The organism is Streptomyces soli (assembly GCF_003999195.1).
Taxonomy (GTDB): domain Bacteria; phylum Actinomycetota; class Actinomycetes; order Streptomycetales; family Streptomycetaceae; genus Actinacidiphila; species Actinacidiphila soli.
In genome coordinates, this window is record NZ_RJVR01000306.1 from 46026 (window position 1) to 64045 (window position 18020).

Annotated in this window: 15 protein-coding genes and 5 pseudogenes; 12 read left to right on the plus strand and 8 right to left on the minus strand. The window is 70.8% G+C overall.

Translation table 11 applies throughout. The annotated features are described in order from the left end of the window. Nucleotides 1-492: 492 nt before the first annotated feature. Nucleotides 493-830: pseudogene (locus EFK10_RS34680) on the minus strand (transposase); the annotation flags it as partial. A 154-nt stretch (nucleotides 831-984) separates the two neighbouring features. Next, nucleotides 985-1938: a LysR family transcriptional regulator gene (locus tag EFK10_RS34685; RefSeq protein WP_127359611.1), complete on the minus strand. Its 954-nt coding sequence runs from the start codon at nucleotides 1936-1938 to the stop codon at nucleotides 985-987. 146 nt (nucleotides 1939-2084) lie between these two features. On the opposite strand from EFK10_RS34685, the gene EFK10_RS34690 reads away from it, so the two are divergent. Both EFK10_RS34690 and EFK10_RS34695 read left to right on the plus strand, forming a co-directional pair. After that, nucleotides 2085-3035: an NADP-dependent oxidoreductase gene (locus EFK10_RS34690; protein WP_127359612.1), complete on the plus strand. Its 951-nt coding sequence runs from the start codon at nucleotides 2085-2087 to the stop codon at nucleotides 3033-3035. Between the two features lie 158 nt (nucleotides 3036-3193). Continuing rightward, nucleotides 3194-4255, plus strand: coding sequence for an aldo/keto reductase (locus tag EFK10_RS34695; protein ID WP_127359613.1), 1062 nt, complete (start codon nucleotides 3194-3196; stop codon nucleotides 4253-4255). Nucleotides 4256-4374: 119 nt separating this feature from the next. Here EFK10_RS34695 and EFK10_RS51225 read toward each other — a convergent pair. Then, nucleotides 4375-4569: pseudogene (locus EFK10_RS51225) on the minus strand (transposase); the annotation flags it as partial. 300 nt (nucleotides 4570-4869) lie between these two features. Here EFK10_RS51225 and EFK10_RS48020 point away from each other — a divergent pair. After that, nucleotides 4870-6258, plus strand: a complete 1389-nt coding sequence (locus EFK10_RS48020) for a hypothetical protein (RefSeq protein ID WP_164836268.1) — start codon at nucleotides 4870-4872, stop codon at nucleotides 6256-6258. Nucleotides 6259-6307: 49 nt separating this feature from the next. Here the strand turns inward: EFK10_RS48020 and EFK10_RS34715 are convergent. The 3 genes and pseudogenes from EFK10_RS34715 to EFK10_RS34725 all read right to left on the minus strand — a co-directional run. Further along, a pseudogene (locus tag EFK10_RS34715) lies at nucleotides 6308-6577 on the minus strand (Gfo/Idh/MocA family oxidoreductase); the annotation flags it as partial. Further along, nucleotides 6574-6987, minus strand: a complete 414-nt coding sequence (locus EFK10_RS34720) for an ankyrin repeat domain-containing protein (RefSeq protein ID WP_127359616.1) — start codon at nucleotides 6985-6987, stop codon at nucleotides 6574-6576. The gene EFK10_RS34720 and the pseudogene EFK10_RS34715, both read right to left, overlap by 4 nt. Nucleotides 6988-7032: 45 nt before the next feature. Further along, entirely contained in the window at nucleotides 7033-7488 is a 456-nt protein-coding gene (locus EFK10_RS34725; RefSeq protein WP_127359617.1) for a DUF3291 domain-containing protein, read from the minus strand. Between the two features lie 233 nt (nucleotides 7489-7721). On the opposite strand from EFK10_RS34725, the gene EFK10_RS34730 reads away from it, so the two are divergent. Both EFK10_RS34730 and EFK10_RS34735 read left to right on the plus strand, forming a co-directional pair. Continuing rightward, nucleotides 7722-7916, plus strand: coding sequence for a hypothetical protein (locus EFK10_RS34730; RefSeq protein ID WP_127359618.1), 195 nt, complete (start codon nucleotides 7722-7724; stop codon nucleotides 7914-7916). A gap of 87 nt (nucleotides 7917-8003) precedes the next feature. Further along, entirely contained in the window at nucleotides 8004-9632 is a 1629-nt protein-coding gene (locus tag EFK10_RS34735; RefSeq protein WP_407647216.1) for a hypothetical protein, read from the plus strand. Between the two features lie 46 nt (nucleotides 9633-9678). On the opposite strand, the gene yczR is transcribed toward EFK10_RS34735, so the two are convergent. Further along, a complete protein-coding gene (gene yczR, locus EFK10_RS34740) occupies nucleotides 9679-11166 on the minus strand; it encodes a MocR-like transcription factor YczR (RefSeq protein ID WP_127359619.1) in 1488 nt (495 codons plus the stop codon). A gap of 99 nt (nucleotides 11167-11265) precedes the next feature. On the opposite strand from yczR, the pseudogene yczE reads away from it, so the two are divergent. After that, a pseudogene (gene yczE / locus EFK10_RS51230) lies at nucleotides 11266-11877 on the plus strand (membrane protein YczE); the annotation flags it as partial. Here yczE and EFK10_RS34750 read toward each other — a convergent pair. Beyond that, complete coding sequence (locus EFK10_RS34750) at nucleotides 11878-12486, minus strand: class F sortase (protein WP_240677658.1); 609 nt, start codon at nucleotides 12484-12486, stop codon at nucleotides 11878-11880. It abuts the pseudogene before it with no gap. Nucleotides 12487-12816: 330 nt separating this feature from the next. Between EFK10_RS34750 and EFK10_RS34755 the strand changes: the two genes are divergently transcribed. The 6 genes and pseudogenes from EFK10_RS34755 to EFK10_RS34780 form a co-directional block, all read left to right on the plus strand. Further along, nucleotides 12817-14634, plus strand: a complete 1818-nt coding sequence (locus tag EFK10_RS34755; RefSeq protein ID WP_127359621.1) for an acyltransferase family protein — start codon at nucleotides 12817-12819, stop codon at nucleotides 14632-14634. Between the two features lie 261 nt (nucleotides 14635-14895). After that, the gene (locus EFK10_RS49000; protein WP_127359622.1) at nucleotides 14896-16101 is read left to right on the plus strand and encodes a hypothetical protein; all 1206 of its coding nucleotides are present in this window, start codon (nucleotides 14896-14898) and stop codon (nucleotides 16099-16101) included. 142 nt (nucleotides 16102-16243) lie between these two features. Further along, nucleotides 16244-16677, plus strand: a pseudogene (locus EFK10_RS34765) (MFS transporter); the annotation flags it as partial. A gap of 321 nt (nucleotides 16678-16998) precedes the next feature. After that, the gene (locus EFK10_RS34770; protein ID WP_206305712.1) at nucleotides 16999-17214 is read left to right on the plus strand and encodes a hypothetical protein; all 216 of its coding nucleotides are present in this window, start codon (nucleotides 16999-17001) and stop codon (nucleotides 17212-17214) included. A gap of 34 nt (nucleotides 17215-17248) precedes the next feature. Then, nucleotides 17249-17608 carry a hypothetical protein gene (locus tag EFK10_RS34775; protein WP_127359623.1) on the plus strand — a complete coding sequence of 120 codons (360 nt, stop codon included), beginning with the start codon at nucleotides 17249-17251 and terminating at the stop codon, nucleotides 17606-17608. A 58-nt stretch (nucleotides 17609-17666) separates the two neighbouring features. Next, nucleotides 17667-18020 (plus strand): hypothetical protein (locus EFK10_RS34780; protein ID WP_164836270.1); only part of this gene is annotated, 354 nt, incomplete at its 3' end.

Sequence of the window (18020 nt, forward strand, 5' to 3'; positions counted from 1 at the left end):
ACAGCTATTCGAGCCAGCCTACGTGGCTCGGGCCAGGCGGCCGGACAGACCCTGCCCGGCCTGTTCGCCCAGCCCCACCCGTAGCACCAGCTACAAAACCCGCGACCAGCGAACCTCACCCAACCCCAAGAGCAAAACAGGTATAGACCCCATAACACCCTCTCGCAGACAAAGAAGCCGCAAGGCAGCTCCCACCTGCACCTTCATGCTGACACGCAGACCTACAACGCCCTGCTGCGAGACGTACGGGCACTCGTGGAGCGCGCCGCCGCAGAGCTCGCACCGGTCCTCTTCCTGCACGGCAACCGGGACCGGGTCGTCCCCAGCTCGCACAGCCAGTGGCTCGCGAGCCACTGCCCCGCCGCCGAGGGCTCCCGACTCGGAGCACCCGCCGCAGTCCAGGTCGCCGACAGGTGGCTCCTGGCGGGCCGCGTACCTGAACGATGCCCGCAGCAGGTGAACCACACATATTTGTACAACGGTTCGGGGCCAGACCTCGCCGACCCCGGTCAGCCGCCGCTGCCGCTTCTTGATGATGGCCGGCTCGCAGGAGCCCTCCCGATCGCGGGGCACGTCGATCTCGACCGGGCCGATATCGGTCAGCACCGTCTTGGACCTGGTGCCGTTACGGCTGTCGCCGCCGTCCTTGCCCGCCGGATCGTGCTTGTCATAGCCGAGATGGTCGGTGATCTCGCCCTCTAGAGCGGACTCCAGAACCGTCTTGGTCAGCTGCTGCAGCAGCCGCCCTCACCAGTCAACTGCAGCCCCTTACTCCGGGCCTGCTCGACGAACTGGTCGATCAGCTTCTGCCGACCGCCGGGGCCTCCCACAACGGTGCCGCCTGATCGTCGGCACCCACAGGCTCGGTCTCGGTGTCAGTCACTTGATGTCTCTTCCTTGATCATCAATTACACCGGAGACCGTCCAGACCCTCATGACGAAGCAGGACATCCACGCAGAACACCGGGGCCCTGAGCGATGAGGTTAGCTGCCGTTTGTGGTGTTTCCTGCTTCTGGCTGGGCGGCGGCCGCGACCGTGACGGCCGCACGGACGAAGGCGGCGACGGCTGCCGAGTGCGAGGCCTGCGACCACGCCACGGCCAGGGTGGCTGGCTCCAGGTCGCTGACCGGCCGGTAGGCGATCTCGGGCCGCGGATACCGCCAGGCGACCGAGGCGGGGAAGAAGCAGACCATGCTGCCAAGCTCGACGAGCCTGAAGATCTCTGGCAAGTCCGAGGCGCTTCGCGCTTCGCTCGCCGCGGGCGCGTCGTTCCCGGCTGGGCTGGGCTGATGGTCGCGTGCCCCGGCAGAGCCGTGCGCGCCGGGAGCGACGCCCTGGTCCGCGGGAGATCCGCCGGGAAGGCTCCGGCCTGCCAGGTCGGCCAGGCGCAGGCACGGCTGGGCAGCCAGCGGGTCGGCAGCCGCCATGGCGACCAGGAACGGCTCGGTGACCAGCGGCTCGTAGTCCAGGCCGCGGTCATCGAAGGGGCTGAGCAGCAGCCCGGCGTCGGCACGGCCGTCGCGCACCGCCTGCGCCTGCTCGCCGAACGGGCCGAGCACCAGCTCGACCGGCAGGGCTGCTTCCTCCCCGGCATACGCGTCGAGGATCCGCGGCAGCAGGCCGCCGTCGATGTCAGCCTTGAGCGCGAGCCGCAGCCGCGGCGTGGTCTCGCCGGCGTGCCGGGCCCGCCGGCCAGCGGCGCTGATCGCGTCGAGCGCGGTCCGGGCGTCCTGCAGCAGGACTCTCCCGGCTGGCGTGAGCGTGACCTGGCGCGTGGTGCGCTTGAGCAACAGCACACCGAGCTGGCGCTCCAGCTCCCGGACCGCGCGGGACAGCGGCGGCTGCGCCATATCAAGCCGCTCGGCCGCGCGCCCGAAGTGCAGCTCTTCCGCGACCGCGACGAAATACCGGAGCTGGCGCACCTCCAACTCTTTCATACTCACAGGGTATCAACGGTGATCGGATCGGTCCTTCAGGTCCTCCGCCGCGCCCAGTTGACTGGGAGCCACCATCCGCCGGCGCCCGGCACAGTCAGTGCGGCCGGGGCGAGGCAGTAGACCAGCCGAAGAACAGGAGATGAGCCATGCGTGCTATCGCGGTGCGCAAGACCGGTGACACGCCCGAACTGATGGAGCTCCCCGTCCCCCGCCCGGCGCCAGGAGAAATCCTGGTCAAACTGGCGGCGGCGTCGGTGAACCCGATCGACGTGGGGATCGCCGAGGGCCTGTTGGACCGTATGCCGCAGGTGTACCCACTCGTCCTGGGCGTGGACGGCACGGGCCGCGTAGCGAAGGCAGGGGAAGCAGTGCGCGGACTCAAGCCCGGCGACACCGTGCACGGTCAGTTCTTCCGCGCACCCTTGGGCAACGGCACGTTCGCTGAGTACGCCGTAGTAACGGAATTCCCGGACAGCGGGGCGCTCCAGCGTGTCCCGGACGGCATGCCCGCCGAAATCGCGGCGGCGCTGCCGACCGCGGGCATGACCGCGCTCGGCGCTGTCGACGCCATCGGCCCGCAGGCCGGGCAGTCGGTCCTGATCGTGGGTGCCACCGGCGGGGTGGGCGTTTTCGCCGTCCAGCTAGCGGCCGCCTGCGGCGCGGAAGTCATCGCGACCGCCCGGCCCGACGCCGACCGGTGGATCCAGCAACTCGGCGCCGCTCAGACGATCGACTACACGGCCGACGGCATAGCCGAGCAGGTCCGCAAGACCCATCCCGACGGGATAGACGCCCTCCTGGACCTCACCCGCGACCAGGCCCGCTTCAGTGAATACGCCGGACTCGTGCGCGACGGCGGCACGGCTGTGTCAGCGACCTTCACCGCGACACCAGAGCTGCTCGCCTCCGAACGGATCACCGTAATCCACTTCGTGATGCAGGACAAGCCAGACCTACTCGACCGGATCACCGCCAAGGCCGCGTCGGGGAGGATCACGGTCCCCATCCAGCAGACCGTCACGCTGGACGAGGTTCCCGAAGCACTGGCGCGGATCACCGCGGGCGGCGCACGCGGCAAGACGACGGTAGGCATCTGATGATGTCGTGACTGCAGCGTTCGCGGCTGACCGCGTGTTCTGACTAGCCGGGATGAGCTGATCCGACGTCCGGGCTTGCTATGGCGCATTCGCGGCAATTTTGACTTTATCGTGCAGAATCCTCCGTAATCCCACACCCCTAACAGGAGAAGACCATCGTGGACTACGTCAAGCTCGGCACCACGGGCCTTGATGTCTCGCCGATAGCGATCGGCGCGATGACCTACGGCGAGCCCGGCCGCGGCCACCCGCTCTGGTCGCTCGGTGAGGAAGAGAGCCGCCCGCTCATCAAGCACGCCGTTGAGCAGGGAATCAACTTCTTCGACACGGCGAACATCTACTCGCAGGGCTCTAGTGAGGAGATCCTCGGCCGCGCGCTGCGGGACTTCGCGAACCGCGACGACGTCGTGATCGCGACCAAGCTGCGGAATCCGATGCGCTCGGGCCCGAACGGCAAGGGCCTGAGCCGCAAGGCGATCATGACCGAGGTCGACCATTCGCTCAAGCGCCTCGGCACCGACTACATCGACCTGTACCAGATCCACCGCAACGATCATTCGACCCCGCTCGAGGAGACCCTCGAGGCGCTCCACGACCTGGTCAAGGCCGGCAAGGTCCGCTACCTCGGCGCCTCGTCGATGCCGGCCTGGGAGTTCGCGAAGGCGCTGCACCTCCAACGCGAGCACGGCTGGGCCCGCTTCGTGTCAATGCAGGACCACTACAACCTGCTCGCCCGCGAGGAAGAGCGCGAGATGATCCCGCTGTGCCTCGACGAGGGCGTCGGCACGATCGTCTGGAGCCCGCTGGCCCGGGGGCGCCTCGCCCGCGCGTGGACAGACGCGAAGTCGACCGCGCGAAGCAGCAACGACGGGTTCGCCGACATGCTGTACACGCCACTGACCGAAGCATCCGACCACGACATCGTCGACGCCGTCGGACGCATCGCGGATGCTCGGGGCGTCGGGCGCGCACAAGTCGCCCTCGCCTGGCTGCACAGCAAGCCGGTCGTCACCGCCCCCCTCGTCGGGACGAGCACGACGCAGCAGATCGACAACGCGGTCGCCTCGCTCGCGATCAAGCTGAGCGACGAGGAGATCCACGCGCTCGAAGCGCCCTACACGCCGCGCCACGACTTCCAGGGCGTCTCGGATGACGCCGACATCCGGGCCATCATGGCGCGCCTGCCTCAGTTCACGACGGTGAGCTCTAGGGCGACGTAACAGGTGCACACGATGCCATCTCAACCTGGACAAGCCCACCACGACGGGCATCGCGCGCAGATCCGAGCCGTCGACCGGCCGCTCGGGAGACGTCCGGAAGCCAGCGGCGCGTAGCTCGGCAGCACCTCGTGCAGACACTGCCAGACCCCGCGTCGTGCCAGTCACCCAATCGCCCCAGCAGGTCATGCCTGAGCCATAGCCCAGCTCCTGCGGTAGGAACTCCACCGGATGCCGGTGTAGAGCACGAACAGGATCCCGCGCAGCACCCTGTGGTCATCCCGACGCTCGCGACCGGGATGGCGATACCGGCGCTGGATCATGGTGATGTTCCCGAGACGATTGACTGGCTTACGGCGGCCGCCCGCATGTGCGGCTGCCGCAAACTGGTGATCACTGCTCGGTGAAGTAGTGGCCCTTCTCCAGGTCCGCGATCAGCCCGGGCTGCGTGGACTGCCAGCCCAACTGCTTCTGGGTCAGGCGCTGGAGGCCGGGCTGTCCATCGAGACGATGGCGCCGAGGAGGCCGAAGTGGCCATCGGCCTCGTCCCGAGAAATGCTGGTCACCGGCAGGTTCAACCGCCGGCCGATGGGCCGCGAGCCTCTGACCGCACTGGCATGGTGAAATCTGGGTACATGACCGGTATGTCGGTGATCGCGCAGGGGACGCGGAGGGCTGTGCTTGTCGTGGCCGCGACCGTGCTGGTGCTGGTGGCCGCGCTGTTCACCTCCGGCTCTGCCCATGCCGCGACGAGCATCGAGACGGTCGCGAAGGCGCTGCGCACCAGCCCGGTCTACGTCGACCCGGCCGCTTCCGGAAAGCTGTCCTCCACCCAGGCCCACGATCTGGCGCAGCGCATCCGCGACACCGGAGTCCCCATCTACGTCGCCGTCCTCCCGGACGACCCGGCCTATGGCGGCAACAAGGTCTTCGACCGGCTGCGATCAGCGGTGGGCCGTCCGGGCGTGTACGCCGTGTCGCTGGGCTCTCACTTCGGCGCGGCCTCGGACAGCTCGGTGTTTCCGGGCAGCACGGCCCAGGCGCTGGCCCAGCGGAATCTGCGGGCCCACCCGGGAGACCCCTCGGCGATCCTGGACGGCTTCGTGGCGGATGTGGCGGCGTCGGCCGGCAATGGCGGCTCGGACCAGGGCAGCCGGCAGTCGCACGGCACGGGCGGCGTGGGCGGCGTGGGCGGCGTGGGCTCGTTGATCGCACTGGGCGCCGTGGTGGTGCTGCTCGGCGGGGGCGGACTGCTGCTCGTACGCAGGAACACCGGGCGCCGCCAGGAGCGGGAGCGGGCCGAACTGGAGCAGGTGCGAGGGGCGGTTGAGGAGGACATCACCGCCTACGGGGAGACCCTGGACCGGCTGGACTTCGTGCCCTCCGACCCTGAGGCGACGCCCGAGATGCTGGAGGACTACGGCCGCGCGCTGGACGCCTATGAGACGGCGAAGGCACGCTCGGCCGCCGCCCGGCGCCCGGAGGACGTACGCGGGGTGAGTCAGGCCCTGGAGGAGGGCCGCTTCGCCCTCGCGGTCCTCGACGCCCGGCGCAAGGGGCTTCCGCTGCCCGAGCGGCGCCCGCCGTGCTTCTTCGACCCCCGGCACGGCCCGTCGGTGCAGGACGCCGAGTGGGCACCCGAAGGCGGCACGCCGCGCACGGTGCCGGTGTGCGCGGCCGACACGGCACGCCTGGCTGACGGCGCCGACCCGGCGGTGCGCACGGTGCCGGTGGGCGGGGAGCGCCGCCCGTACTGGGAGGCGGGCCAGGCGTACGCACCGTGGGCGGGCGGCTACTTCGGGTCGTATGGCTCGATGTTCCTGCCGGGGCTGCTGGCGGGGACGCTGCTGGGCGGTTCGCTCGGCGGCGGCTATGGCTACGGGTACGGCGGGGACGGCTACGACGGCGGCAGCGGCGGTTTTGACGGCGGATTCGGGGACGGCGGCGGATTCGACGGAGGTTTCGGCGGGGGCTTCGGTGACGGGGGCGGAGGCGGCGGCTTCTGATCCGTCAGCTGATCCGTCAATGCGACATGGGCGGCCTTGGTTCGAAGCCCGCGGCGAGGTTCCACGGCCCGTGCAGGCTGTTGGCCAGCGGGTTGTAGACCACCTCGACCGCCGGGTCCTCGATGACCTCGGCGTACGAGTCCCGTAGGTGCTCGACGCCGTGCGCCTCGGCGAGGGCCTCCGCGCGGCCGCGGTCACGGGCAGCGACGGCCACGATGCGGTGTCCGGTCGTGCGGGCGGGGTCCACGACGGCGCGCTCTGCGATGCGGGCGGCTCCCAGGATGCCGATGCGCAGGGGTTCCGCGCCGTTGCCCGTCATGCGGCGCCGAAGAGCTTGAGCAGTTCGTCCTTGCCGAACATGCGGGCGGTGTCAACGGCGGAGGGGGTGCCGGCGGTGGGGTCGGCGCCGCCGTCGACGAGGGCCTGGATGACGGCGTCCTCGCCCTTGAAGACGGCGCCGGCGAGGGGGGTCTGACCTCGGTCGTTGGCGCGGTTGGGGTCGGCGCCGCGCTGCAGGAGGGCGGTGACGGCGTCGGCGTGGCCGTGGTAAGCCGCGAGCATCAGCAGCGAATCGCCCTTGTCGTTGGTGAGGTTGACCGGCACGCCGGCGTCGACGTAGGCGGCGAGGGTGTCGGTGCCGCCCTGCCGGGCGAGGTCGAAGACCTTGGCGGCGAGCTGCAGCAGCTCGGGGTCGTGCGCGGGCTCTGTGTCGTGTGTCGGCTCGCTCATCGTTCCTCGCTCCAGGGGCGTCGGGGGTCTGTACTGCCGCTGCTTCTACCCTACGAGGTGGATCTCCCGCAGGGTGAAGGCGTGCGGGGTGGCGCCGTGTTTCCGCAGGTGGAGCAGCCGCTGTTCGGCCTCGGCGACGGAGGGGCGGTGTCCGGCCGGCACCCACCACAGGGCGGTGACGGCCTCGTGGAGGCGCTCGAACCACTCACGCCGGCGGCGCAGCAGGTCGCGGTGGAGGCCGTCGTACATGAAGGCCTTCAGCGAGTCGACGTCCCGCCATACCGACATGTTGACAATCAGCCATTCGTCACCGAAGACGCCGATGTCGGTGGCGTTGCCCTCGTCGCTCTGGAGGCGCCAGACGAAGCCCTCGGCCGCGTCGGCGACGGCGTTCACCGGGTCGAGGCCGGCGACGAATTCGGCGAGCTGTGGAGAGTCCAGTGGGGCCTTGAGGCGGGCGATGTTGATCTGTGCCAGTTCGTGCTCCGTTAAGGGGGCCATGGCGGCAGATTAGCGGGGATGATCACCCGTTCGGGCGACTTCGCTGCTCCGTCGGCGCGACGGTCCGCATGAGGGCGGCCCGGTGCGGCGATGATCCTGACGGAGCACGGCAAAGCAGCCGCTTGGGCGAAATATTCTACAAATCACCCGTTTGCCGCTTTCCATAATCTATTACTTTCTGTGAGCATGGAAGGACTCATGGTGACAGTCCCCATCACACAGGAGTAACCCCCATGATCCTGTCCATTTCAGGCGTCGTCCTGCTCGGCATCATCGTCTTCCTGTTCTTCCGCAAGGACGGACTCAAGGCGTCCCACGCGATCATCTGCGCTCTCTTCGGCTTCTATCTCGCGGGCTCCGCCATCGCCCCGAGCATCAAGGCCGGCGGAGCCAGCCTGGCGAGCCTGCTGGGCGGGATCAAGTTGTAGCCAGGTCGTCCCGTACGGCCAGACCCCTGGGCCCGGCGCGCTTCTGCCGCTCCGGGCCCGTCCCGTAACGAACCTCTGGAGCACCACGTGGCCAGGCGTCCCCTCCCGGGCATTCTCAACGGCAGCCGCCCCTCGGTAGGCCGCCTCGTCGACGGTGGCCGCCCCTCGCTGGCCAAAGGACGCGACTTCGCGCGTACGACGGCTGACAGCGCGACCGACGTGCTCCACCCGCTGCTGGTCATCCTGCGGGGGCTGCGCCGCCAGCTCGGCTGGCTGCGGGGCTGGTGGACCCGGACCCCCAAGGACCGGCGCGGTCCCGCGCTGCTGCTCCTGGCCGCCATCGGCCTGGTCGTCGTGCTGTTCCCGTACGGCCCCTACCTGGCACTGATCGCGCTGATGAGCTCGGCCGCCTGGATGGGCCGCGACCGCACCCCGGAGCCGACCGGGCCCAGCGACGCCGAGACCGCCCGGCTCAAGTCGCTGTACGACGCGCTGGTGCCGTATCTGTCCGACCCCGGCGACCCCAGCCCCCTGTACAGCCACGACGGTGACTGGCAGGAAGCCTTCGCCTCGTACGAGTTCGAGGACGGCCGGCTGGTCCGGCTGCACCTGCGGTACCCGGCGTACTTCACCGACGGCGAGGCCGAGTCGAGGGTCCGGGTCGAGCAGGTGCTGCACGCGAAGGCCGGCCGGGGCCGCGAGTACCGCTTCGACTGGGACGAGGAGGAGAACCGCCTCACCCTCACCGCGCTGCCGCCGCTGTCCACCGGCATCGCCGCCCAGCACTTCGTGATGTCCCCCGGCGAGACGGTGCTCGGCTTCACCGACCCCGACGCCGTCCAGCGCGCCGTGCCGGTGGCCGACGGCGACGGACTCCGCGACGCTCCCCCGGTCGTCTGGCGCACCGGCCCGCGTTCAGGCGAACCGCATCTGCTGGCCCTCGGCCGGCCCGGCACCGGCACGACCACGCTGCTGCGCTCCATCGCCCTGCAGGCGCTGGCGCACGGCGACATCCTGGTGATCGACGGCAGCGGCACGGGCGAGTACGCGTGCCTCATCGGGCGGCCGGGCGTCCTGGCCGTGGAGAGCGGCCTCGCGGGCACGCTGGCCACCCTGGAGTGGGCCGCGCACGAGACCGAGCGGCGGCTCATCGCCGTCAACCGCGCCCGCCAGGCGGGACGGCCCGCCCCCGAGGACACCCGCCGTCCGCTGTGGATCCTGGCGGACCGGCCGACCGCGCTCACCCAGCTCGCCCATGCCGAAGGCCGGAAGGACCCGCAGGAACTGCTCGACGTGCCCCTGCGGCACGGCCGGGCGGCCGGGGTGACGGTGGCGGTCGCGGACTCGCTCGACTCGGCGGAGGCCCTGTGCGGCGTGATCGTCGCCCACACCAGGGCGAGGGTCGTGCTCGGCGCGGTCTCGGCCGAGGAGACGCGGCTGGTGCTCGGGGCTCCGCAGTGCACGACCTCGGCGGCAACGGTGCCGGCCGGGCGCGGGTACGTACGGCTCGGGTCGGGGCCGGTGCTGCGGCTCCAGGTGCCGGCGACGCCGGATCCGTACGACGAGGAGACCAGCGAGGCGGACCGGCAGGCGGTGCTTGCGCTCCTGCCGGCCACGACGGCTTCCGGGACGGCTCCGGCGGCCGAGGAGATCATTGAGGTGGCGGCGCCCGAGGAGCGGGTGCGGGGCCGGGCCGACCTCAAGCTGGAGCACTGAGTGGCTGCATCCTCGAACGCCGGACGGGCTGTTCGGCGGGCTGACGTCACGCCACGAACAGGCCCGCGCCCTCTCCCTCCGTGCCGCCGCCGTGCCGCACGGCCTGGGCCGCAGCCGCCAGACGGGAGACCGCGTCGCGGGCCACGGCTCCGCCGACGGTGAAGGGGAGGCGTACGTAGGACTCGAAGGCGCCGTCGATGCCGAAGCGGGGGCCGGAGGGGACTCGGACGCCGAGGCGTTCGCCGGCGACGGCGAGGCGGGAGCCGGAGACGTCGCCGGTGCGGACCCACATGGTCATGCCGCCCGAGGGGACGGAGAAGTCCCACTCGGGCAGCTGGTCGCGGAGGGCGGCGACGAGGTCGTCGCGGTATTCGCGGGCCCGGGCACGGCGGGTGGCGACGGCCTCGTCCCAGGCGCCGGTGCGCAGCAGCCAGGCGACGGCGAGCTGGTCGACGACCGGGGAGCCGAGGTCGAGGTAGGCGCGGGCGCTGACCAGGCGGCGTACGACGTCGGGGGCGGCGCGGACCCAGCCGATGCGCAGACCGGCCCAGATGGCCTTGCTGGCCGAGCCGACGCTGATGACCGTGCCGCCACGGTCGAAGGCGGCCATCCGGCGCGGTGGGGTGTCCTCCGACTCCAGGGCGAGTTCGGCCATGCTCTCGTCGGTGATGATGACGGTGCCGGCGGCGCGGGCGCTCTCGACCAGGGCGCGGCGCTGGTCGTCGTCGATGAGGGTGCCCGTGGGGTTGTGGAAGTCGGGCATGACGTAGGCCATGCGCGGCACGGCGTCGCGCAGGACGCGCTGCCAGGCGTCGAGGTCCCAGCCGGCGAGCCGCTCGCGCAGGGCGACCGGGACGATGCGTGAGCCGCTCTCGCGTAGCAGTTCCAGGACGTTGGCATAGCTCGGAGACTCGACGGCTACGCGCTCGCCGGGGGTGGTCAGGCGGCGGGCGGCGGCGGCGATGGCGCCCATCGCACCGGTGGTGACCATGATCTGCTCGGGCCGGGTCGGGATGCCTCGGGCGGTGTAGCGCTCGGCGATGGCCGCGCGGAGGACGGGGAGGCCGGCCGGGAAGTCGCCGTGGGTGGCGGAGTAGGCCGGCAGGTCGGCCAGGGCCCCCTGCATGGCACGCGAGAGCCAGGGCTCGGGGGCCGGGAGGGCGGCGTTACCGAGGTCGATGACGGTGCCCGCGGCGTCCGGGGGCAGCGGCTCCATGCTCCGGGTCGGCAGACCGTGGCCCTGCGGGACGGCGGTCCAGGTGCCGGCGCCGCGCCGGGAGCGGGCGAAGCCCCCGGCGCGCAGCGCCTCGTACGCGGCGGCGGCGGTCGTGCGGCTGATGCCGAGGGCGAGCGCCAGTTCGCGCTCGGCGGGCAGCCGCGCCGCGACGGGGATCCGACCCTCCAGCACCAGGACCCGGATGCCGTCGGCGAGGCTGCGGTAGGCGGGCATGCGACGGCCGGCGGCACGCGACGGCCTCGGCTCGAGAAGCCGGGCGAGGTGCGGGGCCCCCACGGATGCGGTCCACTCAGACATCGCTTCCAGTCCACCTTCCGCGAATTGGCCATGGCCGGGGAGTGCCTACAGGCCACAGGGTGGCACGATCGTCGCCGCAATGACCAGTGGGGGTTCGCCATGCAGGGCCAATCGACGTCGCGCACAGGGCACCGCATGGGACGCCGGGTCATACATCTCTACGTAGGGCTGGTGTTGTACGGCGCGGGCGCCGCTCTGCAGGTGCGCGCGGGGCTGGGACTGGATCCGTGGGACGTGCTGCACCAGGGGGTGTCGAAGCACACCGGGCTGAGCATCGGGATTGTCTCCGTCGTCGTGGGTGCGGCGGTGCTGCTGCTGTGGTGGCCGCTGCGGCAGCGCCCGGGGCTGGGGACGGTGTCGAACGTCTTCGTGGTCGGGCTTTCCCTGGACGCCACGATGCGGTTCGTTCCGCAGCCGCACGCGCTGGCGGTACGGGTCCCGCTGCTGGCCGCAGCGATCGTGCTCAGCGGTGTGGCCACCGGCCTCTACATCACGGCGCGCTTCGGGCCCGGCCCACGCGACGGCCTGATGACGGGGCTGCACGCGCGCACGGGCCGCTCGGTCAGGCTGGTGCGTACCGGGATCGAGGTGACGGTGCTCGTGGGCGGTTTCGCGCTGGGCGGGTCGGTCGGGGTCGGGACGGTGGCGTACGCGCTGGCGATCGGGCCGCTGGCCCAGTTCTTCCTTCGGGTCTTCGCGATGGCGGAACCGTCACTTGTGTCCGGTCATGCGGGCGAAGACGACGACGTTGCCCGAGTAGCCGCCTGCCTTGGTGTAGGTGCCGCCGCAGGTGATGACCCGCAGTTCGGGGCGGGCCGTGTCGCCGTAGACGCGTTTGGCGGGGAAGTCCTTCTTGGCGAAGACCTCGATGCCGTAGATCGTGAAGATCGCGGTGGTGCCGTCGGCGCGGGACACCTCGATCCTGGCGCCCTTCTTGAGCGCTCCCAGGCCGTAGAAGACGGCGGGGCCGCTCTCGTTGTCGACGTGGCCGACGACGATCGCTGTGCCCTTGGCGCCGGGTGACGCGGAGCCCTTGTACCAAGCGCCGAGGTTCTTGTACTGGGGTGGCGGGGCCTCGATGGTCTTCTGCTTGTCGAGGGAGACGTTCATCAGGGGCGCGTCGATGCTGACCTTGGGGATGCGGATGCGCATGGGCTGCGCGTCGGGCAGCGGCGGCACCGCCTCCTTGGTCCCGCCGCCCTCCGCGCCGCCCGAGAGGGCGGCCGACGCGGCGGTGGGCTGAGGCGGGCCGCCGGAGCCGTCAAGGCCGTCGACCATCAACACCACGCCGGTCAGCACCACCGATCCCACCGCCACCATCACGACCCGGCGGCCCCGGCGGGTGAACCGGACCGGAGGCCGCTGCCGCGCTCTGGGCGTACTGCGGAGCGCATGCCGTGGCGGTACGGGAGGGTGGCCCCCGGGAGAACGCTGCATCGCTGTCCTTACTGTCCTTCAGCTACGGCCAGTCCGACATTAGATGATAGTCCGTCATATACGACGATAAGGGCGACAGCGACAGTCCGCGATCAGAGGTGGCGAACGGGGCACCACCCGATCAGGTGAACGCGGGTAACAGGCCTTGGGCAATCGGAGCAGACCCGCGTGGGTCGCGAGCGGCCGGGGACGACCGTGGACGACCGTGGACCGATGAGCACTGAATACCGGCGCGTCCGTGGGCTGGACGGGTTGCGGGCGCTGGCCGTGGCGGCCGTTGTCGTCTATCACGTGCACGCGCCATGGCTGCGGGGCGGCTTTCTCGGTGTCGATCTCTTCTTCGTCATCAGCGGGTACCTGATCACCAGTCTGCTAGCCGCCGACCACTGGCGGTCGGGCCGGATTCGCCTCGGCGCCTTCTGGAAGCGGCGGGCCCTGCGCCTGCTGCCGCTGCTGTGGCTGGTGCTCGCGGTCACCGCCTGCGCGGCCACCCTCACCGGCGGGGACGCCTGGGACGGCCTGCGGGGGGCGGTGGCCGCGGCGCTGACCTACCGCAGCAACTGGTGGCAGCTGGCCCAACACGACATGTACTTCGCCCAGTTCGGTGCGGTCCCGGTGCTCCAGCATCTGTGGTCGCTGTCAGTGGAGGAGCAGTTCTATCTGGGCTGGCCGCTGCTGCTGTGGGTCGTGATGGGCCTCCTTCGCCGCCAGCGGGCGCAGGCGGCATGCGCAGCGATGCTGGCCCTGGCGTCCTTCACGGCGATGGCGCTGCTGTACGAGCCCGGCTCCGAGCCCTCCCGGGTGTACTACGGCACCGACACGCACGGCGGCGGCCTGCTGCTCGGCGCCGCCGTGGCGCTGGTACTGCCGCTCACCCGGGCCGGCACGCTGCGCCGGCCGGAGTACGTCCGGGCCATCGACGCGCTGGGGGCGGCCGGTCTTGCAGGGCTGGCCCTCACGGCGGTCCTCGCCGACGGGAACGGTGCCTTCCTGTACCGGGGCGGCCTGGTGGGCGTCTGCCTCGCCGCCGCCGCGCTGACGGTGGCGGCCTGTACGCCGGGTACCGTCGCCCGCGCGCTGGGGTGGGCGCCGCTGGTGTGGCTGGGGCGCCGCTCGTACGGCGTCTACCTGTGGCACTGGCCAGTGCTCGCCTGCCTGACCAACGCGGCGGACGGGGTGGCCGATTCGGCCTCCGGCAGGCTGGTCTCGCTGGTGGTGCCGGTGGGCCTGGCGGCGGTGTCGTACCGGGCGCTGGAGGAGCCGCTGCTGCGACTGGGGGTGCGCGCCTGGGCCGAACGGGTGAGCGGGCGCGTACGGGCGGCGGGGGCGCGGCGGCCACGGCTGGTGCTGGGTGCGGCGATGACCGGTCTGGCCGTGCTCGGCACGGCCTACGTCGGCGTGTCGCGGGCGCCGTCCGGGGGCGGCCTGGAGGCCCAGATCGCGGCCGGCCGGCGGGCCATCGCGGTGCGGCCGACTCCCCCTGCGCCGTCTTCCGGCTCTTCGCCGGCTGCGCCTGCGTCCTCGGCCGCGCCACAGCGGGTCGCATCGCTGAGCGGGGGCGACGTCACCGCTGTCGGCGACTCGGTGATGCTGGCCTCGGCGGCCGCCCTGGAGAGCCGGTTCCCGGGCATCTACGTGGATGCCGTGGTGGGACGTCAAATGTCTTCTGCGCCAGAGCAGTTGGCGCGTCTGGCGGCGGCCGGAAGACTGCGGCGGGTCGTGGTGGTGGGGCTCGGTACGAACGGCGATTTCACCCCCCGCACCCTTGAGCGGATCCTGCGCATCGCGGGGTCCGGGCGGGCCGTGGTCTTCGTCAACGTGCATGTCCCCCGCTCCTGGGAGTCCCGCGTCAACACGGCCCTCACGCGAGGCGTTGGGCGGCACCAGGACGTGGCGGTGCTGGCGGACTGGTCCACGGCCATCTCCCGCTACCCAGAGGGCTTGTGGAGCGACCGGATCCATCCGCGTCCGTCAGGCGCGCGGCTGTACGCGGACGTTGTCGCGGCAGCTGTCCGGGACACCGACTCCTGACGACACGTCGGGTCGTCCCTGATGGCGCGTCACCCGTTCGACCGCGATCTTTAAACGCTTCCTACGGAGCGGCCGCACCCGCTGCGACCTGGTGTTATGTGGTCGCCCGGGCAAATCCGATGGTCCGTTCGGGTGTACGGAGGAGCTCTTCCCGAAATGCGGGACGGCCAGGGCGCCCGCGCAATGGATCACAAGGACGCGGTCGCAGTTCGTCTCGAGGGAAGCAATCCCACCTGCCCCGTCCACAAGGAGGTTCAACTCATGCGTGTTGCACGCATTCTGGCAGGGGCGGTGCTCACCACGACCGCCGTGATGCTTCCGGCCACCTATGCCTTCGCGGCGCCCACATTCACCCTCACCCCGAATCGGGCTGAAGCCGGCGACAGCGTGGCTTTCGCGACGGATTGCCTCAGGGGATCAGTCTCCGGTGACGCCCTCAACGCCCAGGTGAATTTCGATCAGACCAATCAGATTCGCACCTTCACTGTCTCGGAAGACGCCACCCGGGGACAGCACACGGTGAACCTCGTCTGCGAGGACGCCCCCGGGAGCAACTCAGCGTTTCTCACCGTCATTCGCAACAACGACAACAACAACGACAACGACAACAACCACAACCACAACAGCAACCACAACAACAACCACAACCACAACCACAACAACAACTTCAACAGCAACCACAACAACAACTTCAGAGACCACCACTTCTATGAACACCACTCCGGCGGCACGCTCCCCGGCCGCTTCGACCCGTGCGACGGCGGCTCGTGGGGCGGCAGGCCCTACACCTGGAGGGACGACGAGAGGCGGGAGGACCTCACCGATCACGGGCGGCAGGACAACCACTTCGGCCGCGAGAACAGCCGGGACAACAGCCGGGACAACGGCCGTGACAACGGCCGTGACAACGGCCGTGACAACCTTGACCGTCGTGACCAGCAGAAGCAAGAAATGACCGCCCCGGGCAACCGGGACAACCAGGACCAGACTCTGGACGACCAGAGCAGCTCCGCAGCCGGCTCCTCCGACAGCAAGAACACCGTCGACTCGTGGGACGGCGGGCAGGACGGCGGGCAGGACGGCGGCAGCAACTGGAAGCACGACGACGGTGGCTGGGGCGGGGGTGGCGGCCGTCACGACAATCAGTTTGGGGCCAACCACCGCGAGGACGGCTTCCACGGCGAGCAAGGCTTCCGCGAGCACTTCCACGCCGAGCACGGCTTCCGCGGCGACCAGGGGGGCGGCCTCGGCGGCGAGTTGGGCGGCCTCGGCAATGCCAACTGCGGCACCTTGGCTGGCTCGGCGGTGGGCAGCACGCCGACCGGCAGCCCGCGCACCGGTTTGGGTGGCTCGGCTGGTGGCCTGAACACCATGGAGACCGCGATCGGCAGCGGGCTGCTCGCGGCCGCCGCGGGCGGCGGCATCTACCTGGTGCGCCGTCGCCGCATGAACGGCGGCCAGGTCTGATCGTTGCGGACCTCCGCGATCCAGCTCTGACCGCCCTGCCCCCGGGCCGCCGTAAGGCGCCCGGGGGCAGCCATGTACCGGCGGGTAATCGGTGGCATCATGGCCGGTCACATCGGCACGCGTGACGGCGGGGTGGCAACGGGTGGACACGAGCGAGGCACGGGACAGAGCCGGCACCGAGGAAGCGGCTCCGAACGTCGCCGGTGCCCGCGAGCGGCGGCGGGAGCAGCACGGCTGGTACTTCTACGACTGGGCGAACTCGGTCTTCTCCGCCAGCGTGATCACGGTCTTCCTGGGGCCGTATCTGACCACCGTCGCCAAGGCCGCGGCCGACGCCGACGGCTATGTCCACCCCCTGGGCATACCAGTCCGCGCCGGGTCGTACTTCGCGTACGCGATCTCCGCCTCCGTGCTGCTGTCCGTCTTCGTGATGCCGCTGGCCGGAGCGGTGGCGGACCGTACGGGTCGAAAGAAGCCGCTGATGGGTGGGGTGTCTTCGCGTACATCGGGGCCGGGGCGACGATGGGGATGTTCTTCCTGTCCGGGGACCGGTATCTGCTGGGCGGGGCGCTGCTCCAGGAGATCGTCCCGGGCGACGCCCAGAGCAGCACAGCCCGCCTGCGGCTGGTCGTCTTCCCCCCGTGGAGGCGGCCACGGAACCGGTCCACCCCTGCGCCGTCAACGACCCCGACCAGGCCCGCGTCGTCCTCACGGAGTTGCAGCCCGGCAGCGTCGTGCGCGTCACCGGCAGCCTATGCATGCCGGACCCCGACGACGGCCTCTGGCTTGACATCACCGCCTCGAACGCCTCCCCACGGTGCCCGTCATCACCTTCGGGAACAACGAGCCCGGGCTGCTCCATCAGGGCCCGTGCATTGCCTGGGAGGGCTAGGGTTGGTGCCTCCGAAGTCGGGCGAACGCCTCCGCAAGCTCGGCATCCGGCTCGCCGAAACCCGCTCCACCGCACTGTTCCAGCGCGCCACCGAACTGCCCGCCGCGATCCTCGCCCGCACCCTCGGCGTCCACATCACCGTCGCCGTTAAGTGGCAACGAGCCGCCGCCGGCCAACTGTCTGAGCTGACGTGGCGTCGCCCCGTGCCCGTAGGATCGTGAGCGGCGCGGGGCACGCCAACTTGAGGAGTGCGCGGTGACGCAGCCGCCGAGCGCCGAGCCCACCCTGTGGGAGCTGCACCGCGCACTGCAGCAGCTACGCGAAGACCAGAGCGACGGCATCAAGCAGCTCCGCGACGACCTGCGCGGCGACCTCGCCGCGATGAGCACCCGCTTCGAGCAGATGGTCACCAAGGACGTGTACCAGGCCGACCAGCGCCTGGTGAACCAGCGGATCGTGGCCATGGAGGAAGCGCAGGCGGCCGCGGCCCGCGCCCGTGAGGCCGACCAGCAGCAGGCGGCGAACACCCGCAAGTGGCTGGTGTCGGCGGTCATCGGCCCGCTGCTGATGCTGCTGCAGCTGTGGCTGTCCACCAAGATGGGCGTAGGCCCGTAACGGGCCTGCGCCGCAGCATCGCCTATTCGTCCGGCGCGGGGGAGAAACGGCACCGGACGTGCCTCTGACTCACGGAACCCTCACCCACCGCTACGCGCACCACACCAGGCTGGGCCGCCACCAGGTCCTCGACGCCCGCTCGTTGGAGTGGCTCCACGAGCACCGTGGCGCCGTCCTCAAGCCTGCCGCGCACGCCCCGCGCATCCCGGTCCTGGACCAGGAAGACCTTCTCGCGCAGGGCATCGCCGTCTCGGCGGTCGCCGCCGGGGCGAAGGACGTCGACGCGCTCGGCTCGTGCACCGGCAACGCCGGCGCCGCCGCGGTGTCGGTGCTCCTCGATGACGAGCAGGCGCGCCAGGCCGGGCTGGACCCCTCCAGCGCCAAGGGCGCCGAGGAGTTCGCGATCGGCCTG